The following is a 20980-nucleotide window of genomic DNA, read 5'->3' on the forward strand; positions in this document are numbered from 1 at the left end:
GCGGGCTCAGGCTTGGGCCGGGACCGCAAAGACCAGCACGATGACGGCCAGAGCGATGGCGCCCGCATAGAGGGCGGCCCTGCCCCTCTTGCCGAGGCGCCAGGCCGACCAGGCCGCCTGCACCGACTGCAGCGCGTAGTAGAGCACGAAGGCCCGCGAGGCCCAGGTGATGATCTCGTAGATGTCCGAGGTCCAGACGATGGCGATGGCCGCCGCGGCCGTCACCACATTGCCCCAGCGCACCCGCACGCGGTGGCCCGAGACCTCGTGCAGCAGGCCGCCCGCCCCGTTCATGTCGGCGACTGCCGCCGACAGCTGGGACGCCAGCGCCGCCAGGATGATGGCCGGGGCGATGAGCATGCCGACCGGCCGGAGGATGTCGATGATCGCCGTCTCGCCCGCGCCCTGGCTTTCGCTGCCGGTGAAGTGGCTGGTGATCAGCAGGAAGAAGACCAGATAGATGGCCGTGGCGATCCACTGGGCATGGCGCATGGTGCGGATGCGCATGGGGCCATCATAGGCCGCACCGAGGAAGCGCGAGGTCTCAAAGCCCTGCACGAGGATGACCAGCCCCAGCAGGACGCGCAGGTCCTGCAGCCCGGCGTCGGGCACCGGGGCCGACCAGGCGAAGGTGCCGCCCTGGATCGCCAGCCAGGCCGCCACCGCAAGCGCACCGAACAGACCCAGAATGACGGCCAGCTTCAGGGCCACCGCGCTGCTCGCCAGCCGCTCCAGCCCGTTCAGTCCGAACAGGCCGCCGATCAGGCCGACCGAGGCGATCACCACCGTGGCCGCCGCGCGGATCCAGACCGGGTCGGTGACCTCACCCAGCCGCAGGCCAAAGGCGGCGAACAGGTGCAGGTAGTAGGCGACCGAGACGAAGTAGGCGAGCGCCAGCGTCAGCTCTGACGCACGCTCCAGCCCCTTGATGGCCCGCGATCCGGGCTTGTCCAGTTCGGGCTCGACGTGGCCAATGTTGTGCCGGATGGCCGAGCCGAACAGATAGCCGGCCGCGCACAGGGCCAGCATGGCGGCAATGGCCAGATGCCCGGCCAGTGAGGCCAGCACCGGCCCGGCGACCAGAAAGCCCGAGCCGATGATCGAGGCCAGCGGTGTGACCGTCGCGCGCCAGCGACCCGACCTGAGCAGTCTGGGGTGAAACAGGGCCGCCGCAGCGACCAAGCCGACGCCGATCAGGGCATAGTCGGCCGGTCCCATCAGACCAGCCGGCTTTGCACCACCGCAGCCTCAATGAAGCTGGCAAACAGCGGATGCGGCGCGAACGGCCGGCTCTTGAGCTCCGGATGGTACTGCACCCCGATGAACCACGGGTGGTCGGTGCGCTCGACCGTCTCGGGCAGGACACCGTCGGGCGACAGGCCCGAGAAGATCAGCCCCGCCTTGTCCTCGATCGCCTCGCGGTAATTGATGTTGACCTCATAGCGGTGGCGGTGCCGCTCGCTGATGTCGGTCGTGCCGTAGATGTCGGCGATGCGCGAGCCGGCCTTCAGGGTCGAGTCATAGGCCCCCAGCCGCATGGTGCCGCCGAGGTCGCCGTCGGCCTGGCGCAGGACCCGCTGGTTGCCCACGGTCCATTCGGTCATCAGGCCGACCACCGGCTCGTCCGCCGGGCCAAACTCGGTCGAGGAGGCGTCGGGGAAGCCGGCCAGATGCCGCGCGGCCTCGATCACCGCCATCTGCATGCCGAAGCAGATGCCGAAATAGGGAATGTTGCGCTCGCGGGCGAAGCGGGCCGCCTGGATCTTGCCCTCGGCCCCGCGCGCGCCGAAGCCGCCGGGCACCAAGATGGCATGGGCGCCCTGCAGGCGGGCGTCGCAGGCCTCGCGGTCGCCCTCGAAGGTCTCGGCCTCGACCCAGTCGATGTTGACCTTCACGTTGTTGGCCACGCCCCCGTGATGCAGGGCTTCGATCAGCGACTTATAGGCGTCCTTGAGGACGGTATACTTGCCGACCACGGCGACCGTGACCTCGCCATCGGGCTGAAGGCGGCGACGGACGATCTCTTCCCAGCCGGTGAGATCGGGGGCGGGCGCGTCGTCGATCCCGAAGTGGGCCAGAACCTCGGCGTCCAGCCCCTCGCGGTGGTAGTCCAGCGGCACGGCATAGATGTCGGCCGAGTCCATCGCCTGGATGACGCCTGACGGGCGCACATTGCAGAACTGGCCGATCTTGCGCTTCTCGTCGGCCGGGATGGGATATTCGCTGCGGCACAGCAGGATGTCGGGCTGGATGCCGATCGAGCGCAGTTCCTTCACCGAGTGCTGGGTCGGCTTGGTCTTCATCTCGCCGGCAGTCTTGATGAAGGGCAGCAGGGTCAGGTGCACGAAACACGACTGGCCGCGCGGCAGGTCCTGACCCAGCTGGCGGATCGCCTCGAAGAACGGCAGGCCCTCGATGTCGCCGACGGTCCCGCCGATCTCGACGAGCACGAAGTCGACCTCCTTGCCCTCGTCGGTCAGGGCGGGGGTCAGGCAGAACTGCTTGATCTGGTCGGTGACGTGCGGAATGACCTGCACCGTCGCGCCCAGATAATCGCCGCGCCGCTCCTTCTCGAGGATGGTCGAATAGATGCGGCCGGTGGTGATGTTGTCGGACTTGGCCGCCGACACCCCGGTGAAGCGCTCATAGTGGCCGAGGTCGAGGTCGGTCTCGGCGCCGTCATCGGTGACGAACACCTCGCCGTGCTGGTACGGGCTCATCGTGCCCGGGTCGACGTTCAGATAGGGGTCAAGCTTGCGCAGCCGGACGCTGTAGCCACGCGCCTGCAGAAGCGCGCCGAGAGCGGCGGAGGCGAGGCCTTTTCCCAATGAGGAAACCACGCCGCCAGTGATGAACACATAACGGGCCATGGGGGGTCACCTTAGCGTCGATTCGCGGCGCGCACAGGGGCGATCCTCTCGCGAGGACAAACGCCTGTTGAAAGCCGGGGTACAGGTTGGCGGTCAGGCCCTATTGGGCGGCGGGTTCCGAAACGGCTTCGGCGTCGAGATCGTCCAGCGTCGGGGCGGCCGGAGCCTGGCCGGGCACGGCGGTCGGCGGAGCGGCAGGCTGAGCGTCCACACCCTCGGTCTCGGTCGGGGTCGGCTGCACCAGGGCGCCCACGGCATCGGCGTCCACCACCGAACTGGCACCGCGCGAGACGTTGCCCGCCACCGTCAGGCCGACGGCGAGCAGGAAGAACAGGGCAGCCGCGATCCAGGTCGACTTGGTCAGCAGATTGCCCGCGCCGCGCGCCGTCATGAAGCCCGACGGCCCGCCTCCCATTCCGAGCGCACCGCCTTCGGAGCGCTGGAGCAAGACCAGCGCCGTCATGGCGAGCGAGACGATGATGATGGCGACGAGGAGAATTGTCTGGAGCATGGCCGCATCTATGTGTGGCGCGAGGCTGCGCCGATCAAGCGGCGGGCTCTATCATTCTTGTCCGGAGGGCGCAAACCCGATCAGACCGCTCGAAAGCCCTCAGGCCGCCTTGAGAATCCGGATGAAGTCGGCCGCCTTCAGCGAGGCGCCGCCCACCAGACCACCCCCGACGTCGGCTACCGCCAGAATCTCGGCGGCATTGTCCGGCTTCATGGAGCCGCCGTACAGGATCGGGGCCTGACGGCCACCCTCGCCCAGTCGCTCGATCAGGGCCGCGCGAATGGCGGCATGGACCTCGCCGATCTGCTCCAGGGTGGGGGTGAGGCCGGTGCCGATCGCCCAGATGGGCTCGTAGGCCACGGCAAAGGCCTTGTCCTTCAGGCTGTCCGGCAGCGAGGCCCGCACCTGACCGGTGACGAAGGCCACGGCGTCGCCCGCCTCGCGCGTTTCCAGCGACTCACCCACACAGATGATCGGCTCCAGTCCGGCGCGCAGGGCGGCCTCGACCTTGTCGGCCACAACGGCATCCGTTTCGCCAAAGCCCTCGCGCCGTTCCGAATGCCCCAGAATCACCAGCCTTGCCCCGGCATCGGCCAGCATGGGCGCCGAGACGGAGCCCGTGAAGGCGCCGGAGTCCTTGTCGTGGCAGTCCTGTCCGCCCAGTTCGACGGCGCTGCCGCGCATCTTCCATGCCATCGGGGCGATCAGGGTCGCCGGAGGGCAAAGGCCGACACGCGCCTTGACCGGCTCGGCCTCGATCATCTGGGCCAGGGCCTCGGCTTCCTCGAGGGCCGGGGTCAGGCCGTTCATTTTCCAGTTGCCGACGATCAGTTTCACGGGCGTTCCCACGGTCAGTTTTCGATGCAGATGACGGATGCGCCAAGCCAGCGTCTTGCCGCAAGGGGGCTGGTGCCCCTATACGCCGATAAAGCCCGTCGTGGGTACCTGCGCACTGCTCAAGGTTTGTCATGATCAGCCACTTCCGCAATTTCGCCAAGTCGCCGTGGGCCATTGGCCTGGTGGGGCTGATCATCCTCAGCTTCATGGTGCTGGGCGGCAGTCAGGCGGACATCTTCGCCTCGCTCGGGCCGCGCCATGTGGTGAAGGCCGGTGACCGCAGCCTGAGCCAGCAGGAGTTCCGGGTCGACTTCGACAAGATCGCCGAGAACTACCGGGAGCAGACCGGCCAGCCCGTGACGGCCGAGGATCTGGTCAACCAGAACATCCACATCCGCTATCTGGAAGGGAAGGTTCAGGAGCTGTCGTTCCAGAGCTGGGCCCACCGCGTGGGAATCCGCCCGGGCAAGGAACTGATCCTTCAGCAGATCCGTCAGATCCCCGCCTTCTTCAACCAGATCACCGGCCAGTTCGACGAAGAGTCCTACAAGACCGTCCTGCAGGGCGAAGGCCTGACCCCGGCTCAGCTGGAAGGCAATCTGCGCAATGAATATGCCCAGAACCACTTCGGTGCCTCGCTGTATGCCGCCGCCCGCGTGCCGCGCATCTATGGCGCCGTGATTGCCAACGGCGCGCTCGAGCGCCGCGACGGTCGCTGGTTCGCTGTGACCCAGGCCATGGCCGGCAGCGCGCCCGCCCCGACCGACGAACAGCTGAATGCCTTCATGGCCGAGAACGCCGACCAGCTGCGCCGCCCGGAAACGCGCATCGCCTCGATCGTGCTGTTCGACAGCCCTCCGGGACAGGCCCCCGAGATCAGCGAAGAGGCCATCCAGGAGCGGTTCGAATTCCGCAAGGATGCCCTGTCGATCCCCGAGCGTCGCACCTTCTCGGTCTATCCGGCGGCCAATGCCGAAGCGGCCCAGCGTATTTCCGCAGCCCTGAAGGCCGGCGAGAACCCCGGCGTCGAAGCCACCCCCTATTCGGAAACCCCGCGCAGCGCCGTGCCCGATCCGGCCGTGGCCGAGGCGGTGTTCGGCATGTCCCAGCCCGGCGTGTCGGGCCCGGTTCAGGGCCGCGTCGGCTTTGCCGTGGTGCAGGTGACCGGCATCCAGCCGGGCGAAGCCGCCACGCTGGACGGCGTGCGCGAAGCCATCGTGCAGGAGCTTCAGGCCGAGGCCGAAAAGGGCGCCGAATTCGACCGCGTCAGCCGCTATGAAACCGCCCGCAACAGCGGCAAGTCGATGGAAGAGGCCGTCGAGGAAGTCGGCGCCCGCATCCTCACCCTGCCGGCTTTCAACGAGCAGGGCTTCCGCGCCGACGGCAGCCAGATCAATGCCCCGCCGCAGATCTTCGAGACGGCCTGGCGCCTGCCCGAGGGTGGCATCAGCGACGTGATCGATGCCGGTCAGGGCCAGTATTTCGTCCTGCGCGTCGACAAGATCCGTCCCGCCTCCATGCCTGCGCTCGACGAGGTGCGTGACATTCTGGTGCGCGAATGGACGGCCCGCGAGAACAGCCGCCTGCTGAGCGCCAAGGCCGAGGAACTGGCCGCCCGCGTCCGCGCCGGCGAGGATATTGCCGAGGTCGCCCGTTCGGTCGGCGCCACGCTGATGTCGCGCGAGGGCGCCCTGCAGGATCAGGAAACCGTCGAGGCCATCGGCCAGGGCGTCGCCCAGGGTCTGTTCGGTCAGGCCAAGGGCCAGGTGTTCGTCCAGCCGCAAAGCCAGACGGCCTTCGCTGTCGGCGTCGTGGACGACGTTCGTGCCTCGGATCCGGCCATGGTCGCGCCGATCGCCGAAAGGGTTCGTCCGCGGGTCACCCAGGACGTGGTCAGCGGTATGGGCGAAAGCGCCATCGGCTGGACACAGGCCCGCGCCAAGGCCAGCTATGATGTCGGCGCCGCGCGTCAGGCCCTGGGCCTGCCCGAGGAAGCCCCTGCCCCGGCCGGAGCTCAATGATCGACGAACGCGCGCCGGTCGACGCCGACGCATTTGCCCGGGCCTGGAATGCCGGTACGCCCCAGGTCGTCGTCCGTCGCCGGATCGACGACCTGGAGACCCCGGTCTCGGCCTATCTGAAAGTCGGTCAGGGGCGGCCCTACGCCTTCCTGCTCGAGTCGGTCGAAGGCGGGGCGGTCAAGGGTCGCTATTCGATCCTGACGCTCGACCCCGACGTCGTCTGGCGCTGCCGCGACGGACAGGCCGCCCTGTCGCGCGGGTCCGACATCCCCTCGGAGCGGTTCGTGCACGAGCCTGACGGCGCGCTTGTCTCACTGCGACGCCTGATGGCGGCCAGCCGGTTCGACCTGCCTGCCGACTTGCCGCCCATGGCCGCCGGCCTGTTCGGGGCGTTCGGCTATGACATGGTGCGGCTGCTGGAGCCGCTGGGCGAGGCCAATCCCGATCCCCTGGACCTGCCCGACGCCGTGCTGGCCCGGCCCTCGCTGGTCGCCATCTTCGATTCCGTCAGCCACGAGATCGTGCTGGTCGCCGCAGCCTATCCCGACGGGACGACCCCGGCGGATCAGGCCCTGTCGCAGGCCATCGCCCGGCTGGATGACTTTGAGGCGCGCCTCGACCAGGGCCTGCCGCGTCCGCGCGCCGAGCCCCGCCCCGCGCCCGAGTTCCGCACCCGCGTCGACGGCCCGGCCTTTGACGGCATGGTCGACCGGGCCAAACGCTATATCGAGGCGGGGGACATCTTTCAGGTGGTGCTCAGCCACCGGCTGTCCGCCGAATGGACGCGCGATCCGTTCGCCTTCTACCGCTCGCTGCGGCGCCAGAACCCCTCGCCCTATCTGTTCTATCTGAACTTCGGCGGCTTCCAGATGGCAGGCTCCAGCCCCGAGATTCTGGTCCGGCTGAAGGACGGCGGCGTCACCATCCGCCCGCTGGCCGGCACCCGCCCGCGCGGCGCGGACGAGGTCGAGGACAAGCGCCTTGAGGCCGAACTGCTGGCCGACCCGAAGGAGCGGGCCGAGCACCTGATGCTGCTGGATCTGGGCCGCAATGACGTGGGCCGCGTCAGCCGCCCGGGCAGTGTGACCGTGACCGAGAGCTTCGTCGTCGAACGCTACAGCCAGGTCATGCACATCGTCTCGAACGTGACCGGCGCGGCCGATCCGAAGCTGGACGCCGTCGACACCCTGCTGGCTGCCCTGCCCGCCGGCACCCTGTCAGGCGCGCCCAAGGTGCGGGCCATGGAGATCATCGACGAACTCGAGACCGAAAAGCGCGGCATCGGCTATGGCGGCGGCGTCGGCTACATTTCGGCAGACGGCCAGGCCGACATCTGCATCGTGCTGCGCACCGCCCTGTTCACCCCCGGGCAGATCCATGTGCAGGCCGGCGCGGGCGTGGTGGCCGACAGCGATCCGGCCGCCGAATATGCCGAGACCCTGGCCAAGGCGCGCGCGCCCATGCGGGCCGCCGCGGACGCCTGGAGATTCGTGTCAGGAAATGACTGAGGCCGTCGCGGCCGGGTCCTCGACTTGAACGCCCGGGCCCAGCACCACGGCCCCGGCCATCAGGACGGCGGCCGCCGCCAGCAGGGTCATGGCGGCCAACGCGCCGACGGCCTGTTTGCGCGGCGCGGCCGTGCCCTGCCCGTCCAGCAGGCGGCGCGCTTCTGCGAGCTTGGGTGCGATGTCCATGGTCCGGCCTCCCTCAGAGGCCCAGACCAGTCTGATTGGGTTAACGCGGGGTTTACGCTCCACCGCTTGGCGCAGGCGCAACGGCATTCTAGAAGCCGCTCATGATCCTCGTCATCGACAACTACGACAGCTTCACCTGGAACCTCGTCCACTATCTGGCCGAGCTGGGCGTGGAGACGCGCGTGGTGCGCAATGACGAGCTGACCGTCGATCAGGCCCTGTCGGCCGGGGCGGAGGCCGTGCTGCTGTCGCCCGGCCCGTGCTCGCCCAATGAGGCGGGCATCTGTCTGTCGCTGATCGAGCAGGCGCCCGCGACCCTGCCGATCCTCGGCGTCTGTCTGGGCCATCAGGCCATCGGCCAGATCTTCGGCGGCGAGGTCATCCGGGCCAAGGCACTGATGCATGGCAAGACCTCGCCCATCCACCATGAGGGCCAGACCCTGTTTGCCGGCCTGCCGTCACCGTTCACGGCCACGCGCTATCACTCGCTGGCCGTGCGCCGCGAGAGCCTGCCCGATGTGCTGACCGTCACGGCCTGGACCGAGGACGGCGAGATCATGGGTCTGAGCCACGTCAGCCGCCCGATCCACGGCGTGCAATTCCACCCCGAGTCGATCGCCACCGAACACGGCCATGCCATGCTGGCCAACTTCCTCGACCTCGCGGGCGTGCGCCGCAAACAGGCGGCCTGAGATGTCAGACGGGTTCAAGGGGCTGCTGGCCCGGCTGATCGAGGGGCGACCGCTGGCCGGGCCGGACGCCCAGGCCTTCTTCGCCGCCTGCCTTCGGGGCGAGCCGACCCCCGCCCAGGTCGCCGCCGCCGTCACCGCGCTTCGCATGCGCGGCGAGACGGTCGAGGAGATCGCGGCCTTTGCCACCGCCATGCGCGAGGCGGCGACGCCCTTCCCCGTGCCCTATCCGGTGATCGACACCTGTGGTACGGGCGGGGACGGACGCCACACCTGGAATGTCTCGACCGCCGCCGCTCTGGTGCTGGCCGGCGCCGGGCTGAAGGTCGCCAAGCACGGCAACCGGGCGCTGAGTTCAAAGTCCGGCTCGTCCGATGTGCTGGCGGCGCTGGGCGTCGATCTGATGGCGCCGCCCGAGATCCAGCGGCGCGCGCTGGATCAGGCCGGCATCTGCTTCCTGTTCGCGCCCGCGTATCATGGCGCCATGCGCCACGTGGGGCCGATCCGTTCCGAGATCGGCTTCCGGACCGTCTTCAACCTGCTGGGACCGCTGTCAAATCCGGCAGGCGCGAAGCGTCAGGTGATGGGCGTCTATGACCCCGCCCTGCTGGAGCCGCTGGCCGAGGTGCTGGGGCGTCTGGGGGCCGAGCGCGCCTGGACCGTCCACGGCGAGGGGCTGGACGAACTGACAACCACCGGCCCGACCGAGGTGGCGGAATGGCACGAGGGCAAGGTCCGCCGGTTCACCATCACGCCCGAGGACGCCGGCCTGTCCCGCGCCGATCCCGAGGCGCTGGTCGGCGGCGATGCCGAGGCCAATGCCAAGGCCCTGTCCGACCTTCTGGACGGTACGCCGGGGGCCTATCGCGACATTGTGCTGCTGAATGCCGCCGCGGCGCTCGTCGTCGCGGACAGGGCCGGAACCCTGACCGAGGGCGTGGCCCTGGCGGCCCGGGCCATTGACGAGGGCGCAGCCCGGCTGGCCCTGACCCGCCTGTCCGCCATCAGCCACACCCGGCCGGAGCCGGACGCATGAGCGACGTGCTGGACCGGATCGCCGCCTACAAGCGCGAGGACGTCGCCGCGCGAAAGGCCGCCCTGTCGCGGGCCGAGGTCGAGGCACGCGCCGCCGGGGCCCCTGCCCCGCGAGGGTTCAAGGCTGCCCTTCTGGCCCGCCGGGCCACCGGCCGCCCCGGCCTGATCGCCGAGATCAAGAAGGCCAGCCCGTCGAAGGGCCTGATCCGCGAAGACTTCGATCCCCCCGCTCTCGCCCGCGCCTATGAACGCGGCGGGGCGGACTGTCTGTCGGTGCTGACCGACGGGCCCAGCTTTCAGGGCGACGACGCCTATCTGGTGGCCGCCCGGGACGCGGTCCGCCTGCCCTGCCTGCGGAAGGACTTCCTTGTCGACCCCTGGCAGGTGGCCGAGAGCCGGGCCCTGGGCGCCGACTGCATCCTGATCATCATGGACATGGTCGACGACGCCCTCGCCGCGGACCTGCTGGCCGAGGCCCGTCGCTTCGGCATGGACGCCCTGGTCGAGACCCATGACGAGGCCGAAATGGCCCGCGCGGCCCGGCTGGGCGGCGACCTGATCGGGGTGAACAACCGGTCGCTGCGCACCTTCGAGGTCGACATCGCCACCTTCGCCCGGCTGGCGCCCTTGGCCCCTGAAGGGGCTACCCTGGTCGCCGAAAGCGGCCTGTTCACACCCGGGGACGTAGCCACCGTCACCCGCGCCGGCGCCGACGCCCTGCTGGTGGGCGAAAGCCTGATGCGGCAGGCGGATGTCGAGGCGGCGACAAGGGCGTTGATGGGATGAGCCCTCGCCGCTAACCGCTCCTTAACCAGAACACCTCACGAACACAGCATGGACGTTCGCGGTGTGTTCCGCTATTGTCCACAGGCGGAACAGATTCGGGTCAGAGGTCTCCATGCTCACGCGCAAACAGCACGAACTGCTCATGTTCATTCACGAGCGTATCCGCGAGACCGGGGTCTCTCCGTCGTTCGACGAGATGAAGGCGGCGCTGGATCTGGCGTCCAAGTCCGGCATTCACCGGCTGATCACGGCGCTGGAAGAGCGCGGCTTCATCCGCCGTCTGGCGCACCGGGCGCGGGCGCTCGAGGTCGTGAAACTGCCCGATCAGGCGGCCGCCCAGCCGGCCCGGGCGCGCGGACCGTTCGTGCCTGACGTCATCGAGGGTGGCGGGCGTCCTGCGGCCAATGCCAATGAGCCGGGCACGCGCGAACTGCCGCTGCTGGGCAAGATCGCCGCCGGTACGCCGATTGCGGCCATCCAGCACGAGCGCGACCGCATGGCGGTGCCCGAGGCCCTGCTGGGCGCCGGCGAACACTATCTGCTCGAGATCGAAGGCGATTCGATGATCGAGGCGGGCATTCTGAACGGCGACTATGCCATCATCCGCCAGGTCGACAGCGCCAGCAGCGGCGAGATCGTCGTGGCCCTGGTCGAGGACGAGGAAGCCACCCTGAAACGCCTGCGCAAGAAGGGCGCCTCGATTGCACTGGAGCCCGCCAACCGGGCCTATGAGACGCGCATCTTCGGCCCGGACCAGGTCAAGGTGCAGGGCCGTCTGGTGGGGTTGATCCGCCGCTATTCCTGATAATCCGGATCGCCCAGCCGGTTCCATGGGCGGTCGCCCCGCGCGGTCGTTGACCACAGGGCACGCCAGCCTGTCCCGGTGCGCCACAGCTCAACGCTGCCGCCGGTCGCATAGTCACGCCCGTCCAGTACCAGACGCCCGGTGCAGGCGTCCGGCAGGGCGGGCAGCTCAACCCGCACACTGACTACCTCGGCCGAGCGGCACAGGTCGGCCAGCTGCTGGTCGTCCGGCGCGCGCCGACCCCACCACAGGGCCAGCGGTCCCGGTACGTCGGGCCTGCAGTGGGTTCGCCCGCAGGTCCAGCCGTCACTTTCCCGGTCAACCGCCTCCAGCCCGCGCCGCCCCGACCAGACGTCTCGCGAAAAGGTGCCGACACGCCGCATCATCAGGGCCTGATCACCGGTGACGAGGGCAGCATTGCTGCCGGCCTCCGCGATCCACAGGTCGGGCGCGGGCGGACGCGGCCAGAGCATTACCGCCGCAGCCAGTGGCAGACCCAGCCAGCGCAGCCGCCCTCGCCACAGGCAGATGAACAGGAGGCCGACGAAGGCGACCGGAAGCGCGATCACCGGCGCGCTGGCTGTATGGATCACGGCACCGGGCAGGCCGGAAATCCACGAGCCGATGGCCATGATCGCCTCGATCCCCCACCCCGCCACCGTCAGGAACGGCCCGCCTAGGCCGAAGGGCTGCAGCATGACGCCGAGGGCCAGCATGGGCATCATGACGAAGTCGGCGAGCGGCGAGCTGAGCATATTGGCGGGCAGGCCGTAGACCGCCGTCCGGTTGAAATGCTGCATGGCAAAGGGGCTGGTCGCCATCCCGGCAACGAAGCTGGCCAGAATGGCCAGCCCGACCCAGGTGCCGGCGCGCTGGGCGATCAGGATCGGCAGGGGCACCTGGATCTCGCGCGGACGACGCGGCCAGCTTTCGGCCAGGGCGACGAGCGCCGCCGTGGCCGCGAACGACATCTGGAAGCCGGGCGTGACGATCGCCTCGGGCTGAAGCAGCAGGACGGCAAAGGCAGCCACCGCCAGGGCGTTCATGCTGATGGCGGGGCGATCAAGGATGATGGCGAGAAAGGCCACCGAGGCGGTGATGGCCGCACGCTCGGCCGGCGGCGGCGCGCCCGATATGACCAGATAGGCGATCACGGCCGTCCAGCCCGCCCAGGCCGCGACCTTCTTGCCCGGCACGCGCAGCACCAGCCAGGGCATCGCCGCGATGCCGAACCGAACGGCGAAGAAGACAAAGCCTCCGACGATGGCCATGTGCAGGCCCGAGATCGACAGGATGTGGATCAGGCCGGAGTCCCGCATGGTGTCGTAGGTCTCCTGCGCGATCCAGCTCTCGTGGCCGGTGGTCATGGCGGCCGCGACCCCGCCCTCGCGCGGGCCCAGCCGCTCGACCAGCCGCTCGGCCAGCCCGTAGCGGAACTGGTTGACCGCCATCCGCAGGCGGAGTGTCCAGGGCGGCGGCGGAAGGTCGATCCAGCGGGTGTGACCCAGCTCGAAACCGACGCCGCCCATGCTCTGGAACCAGGCCGTGCGACCAAAGTCATAGGCCCCTGGCGCCGCAGGACCGGGTGGCGGGTTGAGGATGGCGAACACGCTGACCGCATCGCCGGGCCGGGGCACCTCGCCTCGCACCGTGACGCGCAGCCGGATCGGTGTCTCTTCCGGCGCCAGCCCCCTCACCCGGACCGGTGCAAGGATGACGCGCGCCCCGCGGGCCCCGGGGCTGTCGACATCCAGAACCCAGCCTTCGACCACGACCGGATCGCCGGTCGCAGGCGCGATGGGTGCGGCGACATTGTCCGACCTCAGCTTCGCCACCGACACCCCGGCCGCAAGGCACGTCAGCAGCATCAGCGGCACGGTCACCGCGCGCCCGACCCCCTGATGGCGAGCGCCCCCCCACAGGCCGGCACTGATCAGAACCGCGAGGACCAGCGGCCAGAGCGGCGGTTCGGTCTTGAGGACGAAATAGAGGCCGCAGCCCCCGCCGAAGGCCACCGGCGCCCACAACCGCCACCGATCTGTCTGGCGATCGACGGCCGTGCGCAGGCCCTGCACAGCCCGCCGGCCAATTCGCCACGGCAGGCTGGGCAGCGGGCCCTCAGGGGGTATAAGGGCGGCCTCTTCCTGAACCTTGGCCAATCCCGTCCCCCTTGACCGATTCCCACGCCCCCACTGACGTCGTCACGCGCTTTGCTCCCTCTCCCACGGGATACCTCCACATTGGGGGTGCAAGAACAGCGCTTTTCAACTGGCTTTTTGCCCGGCACCACGGCGGGCGGTTTCTGATCCGCGTCGAGGACACCGATCGCGAGCGCTCGACCGAGGCGGCGGTGAAGGCGATTTTCGACGGTCTGGACTGGCTGGGACTGAAGAGCGACGCCCCGCCCGTCTTCCAGCACGCTCGCGCCGACCGCCACCGCGAGGTTGTCGAGGCTCTGGTCGAGACCGGCTATGCCTATCGCGACTGGACGTCTACCGAAGAGACCGGCCGGCTGCGCGACGAGGCCAAGGCCGAAAAGCGCGCCTTCGTCTCGCCGTGGCGTGACCGTGACCCGTCCGAGGGCGATCCGAAGCAGCCCCATGTCGTGCGCTTCCGCCGCCCGATGGAGCAGAGCGTCGAGATCGCCGACGCCGTCCAGGGCACGGTTCGCTGGCGCGCCGAGGATCTGGATGACCTGGTGCTGCTGCGCTCGGACGGAAATCCGACATACAATCTGGCGGTTGTGGCCGACGACCACGACATGGGCGTGACCCACGTCATCCGTGGCGACGACCATCTGAACAATGCCGCCCGGCAGGCCCTGATCTATGACGCTCTGGGCTGGACCCGCCCGGTGTTCGCGCACATCCCGCTGATCCACGGCCCGGACGGCGCCAAACTGTCCAAGCGCCACGGCGCCCAGGCCGTCCACGAATATGCCGACATGGGCTTCCTGCCCGAGGCCATGCGCAACTATCTGGCCCGCCTCGGCTGGGCCCATGGCGACGACGAGCTGTTTGACGACGCGCAGGCGATCGCGTGGTTTGGCCTTTCGGGGATCAACAAGGCCCCGGCCCGGCTGGACTTCGCCAAGCTGGCCCATGTGAACGCCCACTGGATCCGTCAGGCGGAGGTGTCGCGGCTGGTCGATCTGGTCGCGCGGGACGAGGCGGAAAAGCCCCGTCTGGCCCGCGCCCTGCCCCACATCCGCGATCGCGCCACGACCCTCATCGAGCTGCGCGACCAGGCGGGCTTTGCCCTGATGGATCGCCCGATCGTGATCTCCGACAAGGCGCGTGGTCAGTTGACCGAGGACGCGATCGCGCGGCTTTCGCGCCTTCGGCCTGTTCTGGCCGATCAGGCCGACTGGTCGGTGGACGCCCTTGATTCCACGCTGAAAACCTTTGCCGAGAGCGAAGGGGTGGGCTTTGGCAAGATCGGTCCGGCCCTGCGCGCGGCCTTGACGGGAGGGGCTGCCTCTCCCGATATCGCACGCACACTGGCCTCAATATCGCGGGAAGACGCCCTCGGTCGCTTGGATGATGCGCTGCAACATACTAAGTGAACGGCCATAACTCATTTGCGGATCGCGACTCCTAAGCGGTTCGCCCCGGTCGGGGGCACCCGGTCGGCATGCACACAGGGACGCAGATGACCAACACCACCTCCCCGACCGGCACCGCCACCCTTACCTATGGCGACAAGAGCGTAGACCTGCCGGTGCTGTCCGGCTCGACCGGCCCGGACGTCATCGACATCCGTAAACTGTACGGTGCCACCGACGCCTTCACCTATGACCCGGGCTTCACCTCGACGGCGGCCTGCGAAAGTGCCCTGACCTTCATCGACGGCGACAAAGGCGTGCTGCTGCACCGCGGCTATCCGATCGATCAGCTGGCCTCCAAGTCGAACTTCGTCGAGGTCTGCCACCTGCTGCTGCGCGGCGAGCTGCCGACGGCCGAGCAATATGCGGCCTTCGAGAACAGCGTGACCATGCACACCATGCTGCACTCGCAGTTCGATCGCTTCTTCGAGGGCTTCCGTCGCGACGCCCACCCCATGGCCATCATGGTCGGCACGGTCGGCGCCCTTTCGGCCTTCTACCACGACAGCCTCGACATCCATGATCCGGTCCAGCGCAACATCTCGGCCATCCGCCTGATCGCCAAGATGCCGACCATCGCGGCCCGCGCGTACAAATACTCGGTCGGCCAGCCGTTCGTCTCGCCGCGCAACGACCTCAGCTATTCGGAGAACTTCCTGCGGATGTGCTTCGCCGTCCCGGCCGAGGACTATGAGGTCAATCCGGTGCTGGCCAAGGCCATGGACCGCATCTTCATCCTGCACGCCGACCACGAGCAGAACGCCTCGACCTCGACGGTCCGTCTGGCCGGCTCGTCGGGCGCCAATCCGTTCGCCTGTATCGCCGCGGGCATCGCCTGCCTGTGGGGCCCGTCGCACGGCGGCGCGAACGAGGAGGCGCTGAACATGCTGAAAGAGATCGGCACCCCGGACAAGATTCCGGAGTTCATCCAGGGCGTGAAGGACAAGAAGTACAAACTGATGGGCTTCGGCCACCGCGTGTACAAGAACTACGATCCGCGCGCGAAGGTCATGCAGGAGAGCGCCCACGAGGTGCTGAAGGCCGTCGGCGACCCCAACGATCCGCTGCTGCAGGTCGCCATGGAGCTGGAGAAGGTCGCGCTGAACGACGAGTATTTCATCGAGCGCAAGCTGTTCCCGAATGTCGACTTCTATTCGGGCATCACCCTGTCGGCCATGGGCTTCCCGACCACCATGTTCACCGTGCTGTTCGCTCTCGCGCGCACCGTGGGCTGGATCGCCCAGTGGCAGGAGATGATGGAGGACCCGTCGCAGAAGATCGGCCGTCCGCGCCAGCTGTATACGGGCCCCACCGCCCGCGACTACACCCCGATCGAACAACGGGGCTGATCCCGAACCGGGCCAGACCCGGACAGATCATGACCTTGAAGGGGCGCGGCGCAGGCTGCGCCCCTTTTCGTTGGCGGACACCCTGACGCAGTTCCGGTGCTTTGGTTGGGGGGCACCCCGTGCTAGCCGTAAGGGATTGTCACATTCCTGGAGGCTTCCCTTGCAGAATTCCGGCTCTTCGATCCGCAAATTCCTGGGGGCATCGGCCGCCATGGGCGTCGTCCTGTTCGCCACCGGCGCCCTTGCCCAGGAAGCGCCGCTGATCCAGCCGGGCGCCCCCGGCGAGGCCAGCCGCGCGCTGGAGGGCCGCGAAGCGGCGCGGATCGCCGACAACCGCTATTCGGCCGACGACGTCGCCTTCATGCAGGGCATGATCGTCCACCACGGACAGGCGGTCGAGATGGCGATGCTGGCGCCCGAGCGGACCAACACCCCGGCCATCCGCGATCTGGCGGCCCGCGTGCTGGCCTCGCAGGAAGACGAGATGGCCTTCATGCGCGGCTGGCTGACCGAACGTGGCGAGACGGCCCCGATGACCGGGGCCATGAACCATTCGGCGCATGGCGGCATGGATCACTCCGCCCACGCCAGTCACGCCGGCATGCCGGGCATGGCCTCGCCCGAGCAGATGGCGCGCCTGGCCGCTGCCACCGGGCCCGAGTTCGACCGCCTGTTCCTTGAGCTGATGATCCCGCACCACGAGGGCGCGCTGACCATGGTGTCGACCCTGCTGTCGCGCCCGGGCTCCGCCTATGACCCGATCCTGTTCCGCTTCATCAATGACCTGACCAATGAGCAACAGGCCGAGATCAACCGGATGACGGGGCTGCTGCGGGCGGCCTCGCCCGACCCGCGGACCAATCTGCGCGCTGGCTTCCGCGACGCCGAACAGGCGGCCAGCAACATGCAGCTGATCGCCAGCCTGCCCAAGCCGACCGGCTTCTTCGACCCCACCAACCCTGCCGGGCTGCCGCCGCAGGTGGGCGATGAGACGGGCCGTCGCTCGCCCTTCCTCAGCTTCTCCAACACCGACATGGCCTTCCAGGGCGACCTGCTGGCGGTCGGCAACTATCACGGCATCAATCTGTATCGCCTGACGGATGCGCCCGAGCCGCAGCTGATCAGCTCGATCGTCTGCCCCGGCGGACAGGGCGATGTGTCGCTCTATGGCAATCTGATGCTGATGTCGGTGGAGTCGACCAACGGCCGCGTCGATTGCGGCCGCGAGGGTGTCGGCCCCGGCGCCAGCCCCGACCGCTTCCGGGGCCTGCGGATTTTCGACATCACCGATCCGCTGCGCCCGATCCAGGTCGGACAGGTCCAGACCTGCCGCGGCTCGCACACCCACACCGTCGTGGCGTCCGACGAGCGGCGGCTGATCGTCTACAATTCGGGCACCGCCAGCGTCCGCGACGAGGCCGAGCTGGCCGGCTGCGTGGTCGGCACGCCGGGCGATGAGCGCACCGCCCTGTTCCGGGTGGACGTGATCGAGATCCCGCTGGCCGATCCGTCGCAGTCGCGCATCATCGACAGCCCCGCCGTCTTTGCGGATGCCGAGACCGGCGAGATCGCCGGCCTGTGGCGCGGGGGCGACCACGGTCCCGGCACCCAGACCACCCGCCAGACCGACCACTGTCACGACATCACCATCTTCCCGACGCGGAGCATTGCCGCGGGCGCCTGCGCCGGTAACGGCGTGCTGTTCGACGTGTCCGATCCGCGCGCGCCGAAGCGTATCGACGCCGTGGTCGACGAGGGCTTCGCCTACTGGCACTCCGCGACCTTCAACAATGACGCGACCAAGGTGCTGTTCACCGATGAATGGGGCGGCGGCGGACGGCCGCGCTGCCGGGTGCAGGACCCCATGACCTGGGGTGCCAACGCCATCTATGACATTGTCGACGGCCAGCTGGAGTTCCGCAGCTACTACAAGCTGCCGGCCGCCCAGACCGAGCTCGAGAACTGCGTCGCCCACAACGGCTCGCTGATCCCGGTGCCGGGACGCGACCTGTTCGTCCAGGCCTGGTACCAGGGCGGGCTTTCGATCAGTGACTTCACCAACTCCTCGGCGCCGTTCGAGATCGCCTATTTCGATCGCGGCCCGGTGAATGCCGAACGCCAGGGTTCGGGCGGCTACTGGTCGGTCTACTGGTACAATGGCCGGGTCTATGGCTCGGAGATCGGGCGTGGCCTCGATGTCTTCACCCTGACGCCCAGCGAGCATCTGACGGCCAATGAGATCGCTGCCGCCGCCCTCGCCGACGAAGGCGGAACGGTCAATCCGCAGCAGCAGTACCCGGTCAGCTGGCCGGCCCACCCCGTCGTCGGTCGCGCCTATCTGGACCAGTTCGCGCGCGATGGCGGACTGGATGTCGGTCTGGCCGCACGGGTGACGGCCGCGCTGGACCGGGCCGAACCGCTGGTGGAGGGCAACCGCAAGGACCCTGCGCTCGCCCGCGACCTGCTGGCGCTGGCCGGTGAGATCGACCCGTCGGGAACCGATCAGGCCGCCAAGCGCCGTGCGGGCCTGCGCGACACCCTGACCGGAATCGCCACCCTCATCCGCTGAGGCGGCGATACAGCAGCGCGCCTGTATCCGGATCCTCGGCCGTGAGCACCTCGGCCGAGGACAGGGCGGCGACGGGCGCCGTCGGCACGCGCGGCGACAGGTTGACCGTCAGATGCTCCCACTCGGCGGAATAGCCCATGCCCCAGGCGCAGTTGTGGGCCACGACCTCGCGCCCGCCGCGCAGCTTCAGCCGGGTCGCCCGGCCCCGACGCTGGCCCAGCAGACGGACGAGGCCGGCCCCCTGCCCCGGCAGGATCAGATCGACCATGATGCCTCCGCTACCCTGTTTTGCTCCATTGCCTTTGCTCCCGCGTTGGTGGACGCTGGCAGGATGAGGCGTCTGCCCCTGAGCGGCATGAGCGACGGCTGAGGGTTTGCTGAAATTGACGACGGACGGCCTTCGCTTCGGTGCCTTTACCCTCGACCCCGTGAATCGTCGGCTGATGCAGGACGGCGCCCCGGTCGAGATCAGCGCCCGTTATCTCGACGCCCTGATCCTGATGGTCGAGCGGCCGGGGCAGCTGGTGACCAAGGACCAGTTTTTCGACCAGGTGTGGCGCGGCATTCCGGTCACCGACGAGGCGCTGACGCAGTGCATCCGCACCTTGAGGAAGCAGCTCGGCGATACGGCCGGGCGGCCGACCTATATCGAGACCGTCCCCAAGCACGGCTATCGATTCATCGTCCCTGTCGCGGCGGCCGAGCCCGCATCGAACGGCCCGCCTGTCGTTCAGGTGGCGCCTGGCCCCGCCGACGATGCCTGGGATGCGAAGCGCACCCTGTTGCTGGGCGGGGCCGGTGTGCTGGGGGGCGGACTGGCGGGGGTGATCGGCGGGCTGATCTATGGCCTGATCGCGGTTGCCCACCCCCTGCAGCCCGGCATGGGATCGGGCTCCATCCTGCTGGTTCTGGTGTGGCTGACCACGATCGTGGCCCTTATGGGCGGGGCGGCAGTGGGCCTCGGCATGGCCGCCACCGGCCTCGGACGGCGTGAGCCCAGCCCCTGGATCATCTTCGGCGGCGCGCTGGGCGGCATGGTGGTGGGCGGAGCGGTCAAGCTGCTGGGCATCGACGCCTTCAACCTGCTGGTAGGGCGCTCACCGGGGGACATCACCGGAGGAATGGAGGGCTTCATCCTGGGCGGCGCCATCGGGCTCGGCCTGTGGCTTGGGGCGCGGGGGCGTCAGCCGGTGCCCCTGCGGCGCTGCATGATCACGGCCGGTGTCACGGCAGCCGTGGCCGGCATGGCCATTCCGCTGTTCGGCGGCCGTTTGATGGGCGGCAGTCTGGACCTGCTGGCGAAGACCTTCCCTGAGTCCCAGCTGCAATTGGGCATGATCGGAAGTTGGTTCGGCGAGGCCGGCTTTGGCCCGATCGCCCAGAGCGTCACCGGCGGCCTCGAGGGCCTGTTGTTCGGCCCCTGCGTCGTCGGCGCCATGATCCTGTCCCGCCGCGCCATGCGGGGCGAGGGTTAGCGGATGTCGAAGTCCCGGCGGATGTTCGCTATCGTTGACGCCGCATGCCGTTCCACAGCGTCTCGAACCTCTTCTGGAGCGTCTCTGCTTGGAGCGGCACATTCGACGACGGTGATAGACTCAATGAACACGGCATCTTCTCGCGCCATATCATAATGAGGCGCGTAGGCCGTGCCCTTCAGGCTCTCCCTGAAGGCCGACACTGCCTGCCATGCTGGCCCCATGATCCAACGATCATCCCGGTACTCCGAGATACGGCACATGACCTCCCCGGTAAGGGGAAGCGCACTGACAGCCTTGCGGAAGGAGGCGCTGATTTCTGGTGGAAGAGGATCGTGGGGCCAGGGTCCCGCAAGTTGCGGCGCCAGCGAGACGAGGCGCCTGTAGGCCCGGCCGAAGTCCTCCCTCGCCATCTCGACATGTCTCTGCGCGAAGCGTGGATCGCTATCCGACCAGCAGCCGGCTCCTGACGCCTCTATGTCCCTTCGCGCAATTTCAAGCTGATATCCTGCGTTTGATTCCTCCAACTCGGCCTCGAGTTGGTCGAGCAGGGCGATCTCAGGAGCGAGAACTCTGGAGCGAGCAAACGCCGGGTTCCGCTGGCACGACTCCATAAGCACCATCTTGTATGCTCGACGAGCGCTGTCACGAAAGTCCGCCTCGACTGACCGTTGATGCCCGACCAACTTCTGAACTGAACCGGCAAGCGGCATGGCGCGGACGAAGCAGGACGTA

General features: G+C 68.5%; 18 protein-coding genes. 10 read left to right on the top strand and 8 right to left on the bottom strand.

The genetic code is table 11. The features are described 5' to 3' along the window. Positions 1 to 6: 6 nt before the first annotated feature. The 4 genes from LC068_RS02350 to tpiA form a co-directional block, all read right to left on the bottom strand. Positions 7 to 1218 (bottom strand): hypothetical protein, encoded by a 1212-nt coding sequence (locus LC068_RS02350; RefSeq protein WP_226634211.1) that lies wholly within the window; start codon positions 1216 to 1218, stop codon positions 7 to 9. Beyond that, positions 1218 to 2870, bottom strand: coding sequence for a CTP synthase (locus tag LC068_RS02355; protein ID WP_226634213.1), 1653 nt, complete (start codon positions 2868 to 2870; stop codon positions 1218 to 1220). The genes LC068_RS02350 and LC068_RS02355 overlap by 1 nt, the downstream gene beginning before the upstream one ends. Positions 2871 to 2970: 100 nt before the next feature. After that, the gene (gene secG, locus LC068_RS02360; RefSeq protein ID WP_226634215.1) at positions 2971 to 3381 is read right to left on the bottom strand and encodes a preprotein translocase subunit SecG; all 411 of its coding nucleotides are present in this window, start codon (positions 3379 to 3381) and stop codon (positions 2971 to 2973) included. A 99-nt stretch (positions 3382 to 3480) separates the two neighbouring features. Further along, a complete protein-coding gene (gene tpiA / locus LC068_RS02365; RefSeq protein WP_264182168.1) occupies positions 3481 to 4236 on the bottom strand; it encodes a triose-phosphate isomerase in 756 nt (251 codons plus the stop codon). A gap of 113 nt (positions 4237 to 4349) precedes the next feature. On the opposite strand from tpiA, the gene LC068_RS02370 reads away from it, so the two are divergent. Both LC068_RS02370 and trpE read left to right on the top strand, forming a co-directional pair. Beyond that, positions 4350 to 6239, top strand: a complete 1890-nt coding sequence (locus tag LC068_RS02370; protein WP_226634218.1) for a peptidylprolyl isomerase — start codon at positions 4350 to 4352, stop codon at positions 6237 to 6239. Continuing rightward, a complete protein-coding gene (gene trpE, locus LC068_RS02375; RefSeq protein WP_226634220.1) occupies positions 6236 to 7747 on the top strand; it encodes an anthranilate synthase component I in 1512 nt (503 codons plus the stop codon). The genes LC068_RS02370 and trpE overlap by 4 nt, the downstream gene beginning before the upstream one ends. Here the strand turns inward: trpE and LC068_RS02380 are convergent. Next, entirely contained in the window at positions 7733 to 7933 is a 201-nt protein-coding gene (locus LC068_RS02380) for a hypothetical protein (protein ID WP_226634222.1), read from the bottom strand. The two genes, trpE and LC068_RS02380, sit on opposite strands and share 15 nt — an antisense overlap. A gap of 101 nt (positions 7934 to 8034) precedes the next feature. On the opposite strand from LC068_RS02380, the gene LC068_RS02385 reads away from it, so the two are divergent. The 4 genes from LC068_RS02385 to lexA all read left to right on the top strand — a co-directional run bounded on the left by LC068_RS02385 (position 8035) and on the right by lexA (position 11248). Further along, positions 8035 to 8625, top strand: a complete 591-nt coding sequence (locus LC068_RS02385) for an anthranilate synthase component II (protein WP_226634224.1) — start codon at positions 8035 to 8037, stop codon at positions 8623 to 8625. Position 8626: 1 nt separating this feature from the next. Further along, positions 8627 to 9658, top strand: coding sequence for an anthranilate phosphoribosyltransferase (gene trpD / locus LC068_RS02390; protein WP_226634227.1), 1032 nt, complete (start codon positions 8627 to 8629; stop codon positions 9656 to 9658). Continuing rightward, the gene (gene trpC / locus LC068_RS02395) at positions 9655 to 10443 is read left to right on the top strand and encodes an indole-3-glycerol phosphate synthase TrpC (RefSeq protein ID WP_226634229.1); all 789 of its coding nucleotides are present in this window, start codon (positions 9655 to 9657) and stop codon (positions 10441 to 10443) included. Before trpD ends, trpC begins: the two co-directional genes overlap by 4 nt. Positions 10444 to 10555: 112 nt before the next feature. Further along, positions 10556 to 11248: a transcriptional repressor LexA gene (gene lexA / locus LC068_RS02400; RefSeq protein ID WP_209120582.1), complete on the top strand. Its 693-nt coding sequence runs from the start codon at positions 10556 to 10558 to the stop codon at positions 11246 to 11248. On the opposite strand, the gene LC068_RS02405 is transcribed toward lexA, so the two are convergent. Beyond that, positions 11239 to 13407 (bottom strand): ComEC/Rec2 family competence protein, encoded by a 2169-nt coding sequence (locus LC068_RS02405; protein WP_226634231.1) that lies wholly within the window; start codon positions 13405 to 13407, stop codon positions 11239 to 11241. The genes lexA and LC068_RS02405 overlap by 10 nt on opposite strands. 11 nt (positions 13408 to 13418) lie before the next feature. Between LC068_RS02405 and gltX the strand changes: the two genes are divergently transcribed. The 3 genes from gltX (at position 13419) to LC068_RS02420 (ending at position 18770) form a co-directional block, all read left to right on the top strand. Beyond that, positions 13419 to 14813 carry a glutamate--tRNA ligase gene (gene gltX / locus LC068_RS02410; RefSeq protein WP_226634233.1) on the top strand — a complete coding sequence of 465 codons (1395 nt, stop codon included), beginning with the start codon at positions 13419 to 13421 and terminating at the stop codon, positions 14811 to 14813. Between the two features lie 86 nt (positions 14814 to 14899). Next, positions 14900 to 16201 carry a citrate synthase gene (gene gltA, locus LC068_RS02415; protein ID WP_226634235.1) on the top strand — a complete coding sequence of 434 codons (1302 nt, stop codon included), beginning with the start codon at positions 14900 to 14902 and terminating at the stop codon, positions 16199 to 16201. Positions 16202 to 16361: 160 nt separating this feature from the next. Beyond that, the gene (locus LC068_RS02420; RefSeq protein WP_226634237.1) at positions 16362 to 18770 is read left to right on the top strand and encodes a DUF305 domain-containing protein; all 2409 of its coding nucleotides are present in this window, start codon (positions 16362 to 16364) and stop codon (positions 18768 to 18770) included. Here the strand turns inward: LC068_RS02420 and LC068_RS02425 are convergent. Beyond that, positions 18760 to 19038 (bottom strand): hypothetical protein, encoded by a 279-nt coding sequence (locus tag LC068_RS02425; protein WP_209120578.1) that lies wholly within the window; start codon positions 19036 to 19038, stop codon positions 18760 to 18762. The two genes, LC068_RS02420 and LC068_RS02425, sit on opposite strands and share 11 nt — an antisense overlap. 115 nt (positions 19039 to 19153) lie before the next feature. Here LC068_RS02425 and LC068_RS02430 point away from each other — a divergent pair, with 115 nt between their 5' ends. Then, positions 19154 to 20245: a winged helix-turn-helix domain-containing protein gene (locus LC068_RS02430; RefSeq protein WP_226634239.1), complete on the top strand. Its 1092-nt coding sequence runs from the start codon at positions 19154 to 19156 to the stop codon at positions 20243 to 20245. On the opposite strand, the gene LC068_RS02435 is transcribed toward LC068_RS02430, so the two are convergent. Continuing rightward, a complete protein-coding gene (locus LC068_RS02435; RefSeq protein WP_226634241.1) occupies positions 20242 to 20868 on the bottom strand; it encodes a hypothetical protein in 627 nt (208 codons plus the stop codon). The two genes, LC068_RS02430 and LC068_RS02435, sit on opposite strands and share 4 nt — an antisense overlap. Positions 20869 to 20980: the final 112 nt, after the last annotated feature.

Source organism: Brevundimonas poindexterae (assembly GCF_020524625.1).
GTDB lineage: Bacteria > Pseudomonadota > Alphaproteobacteria > Caulobacterales > Caulobacteraceae > Brevundimonas > Brevundimonas poindexterae_A.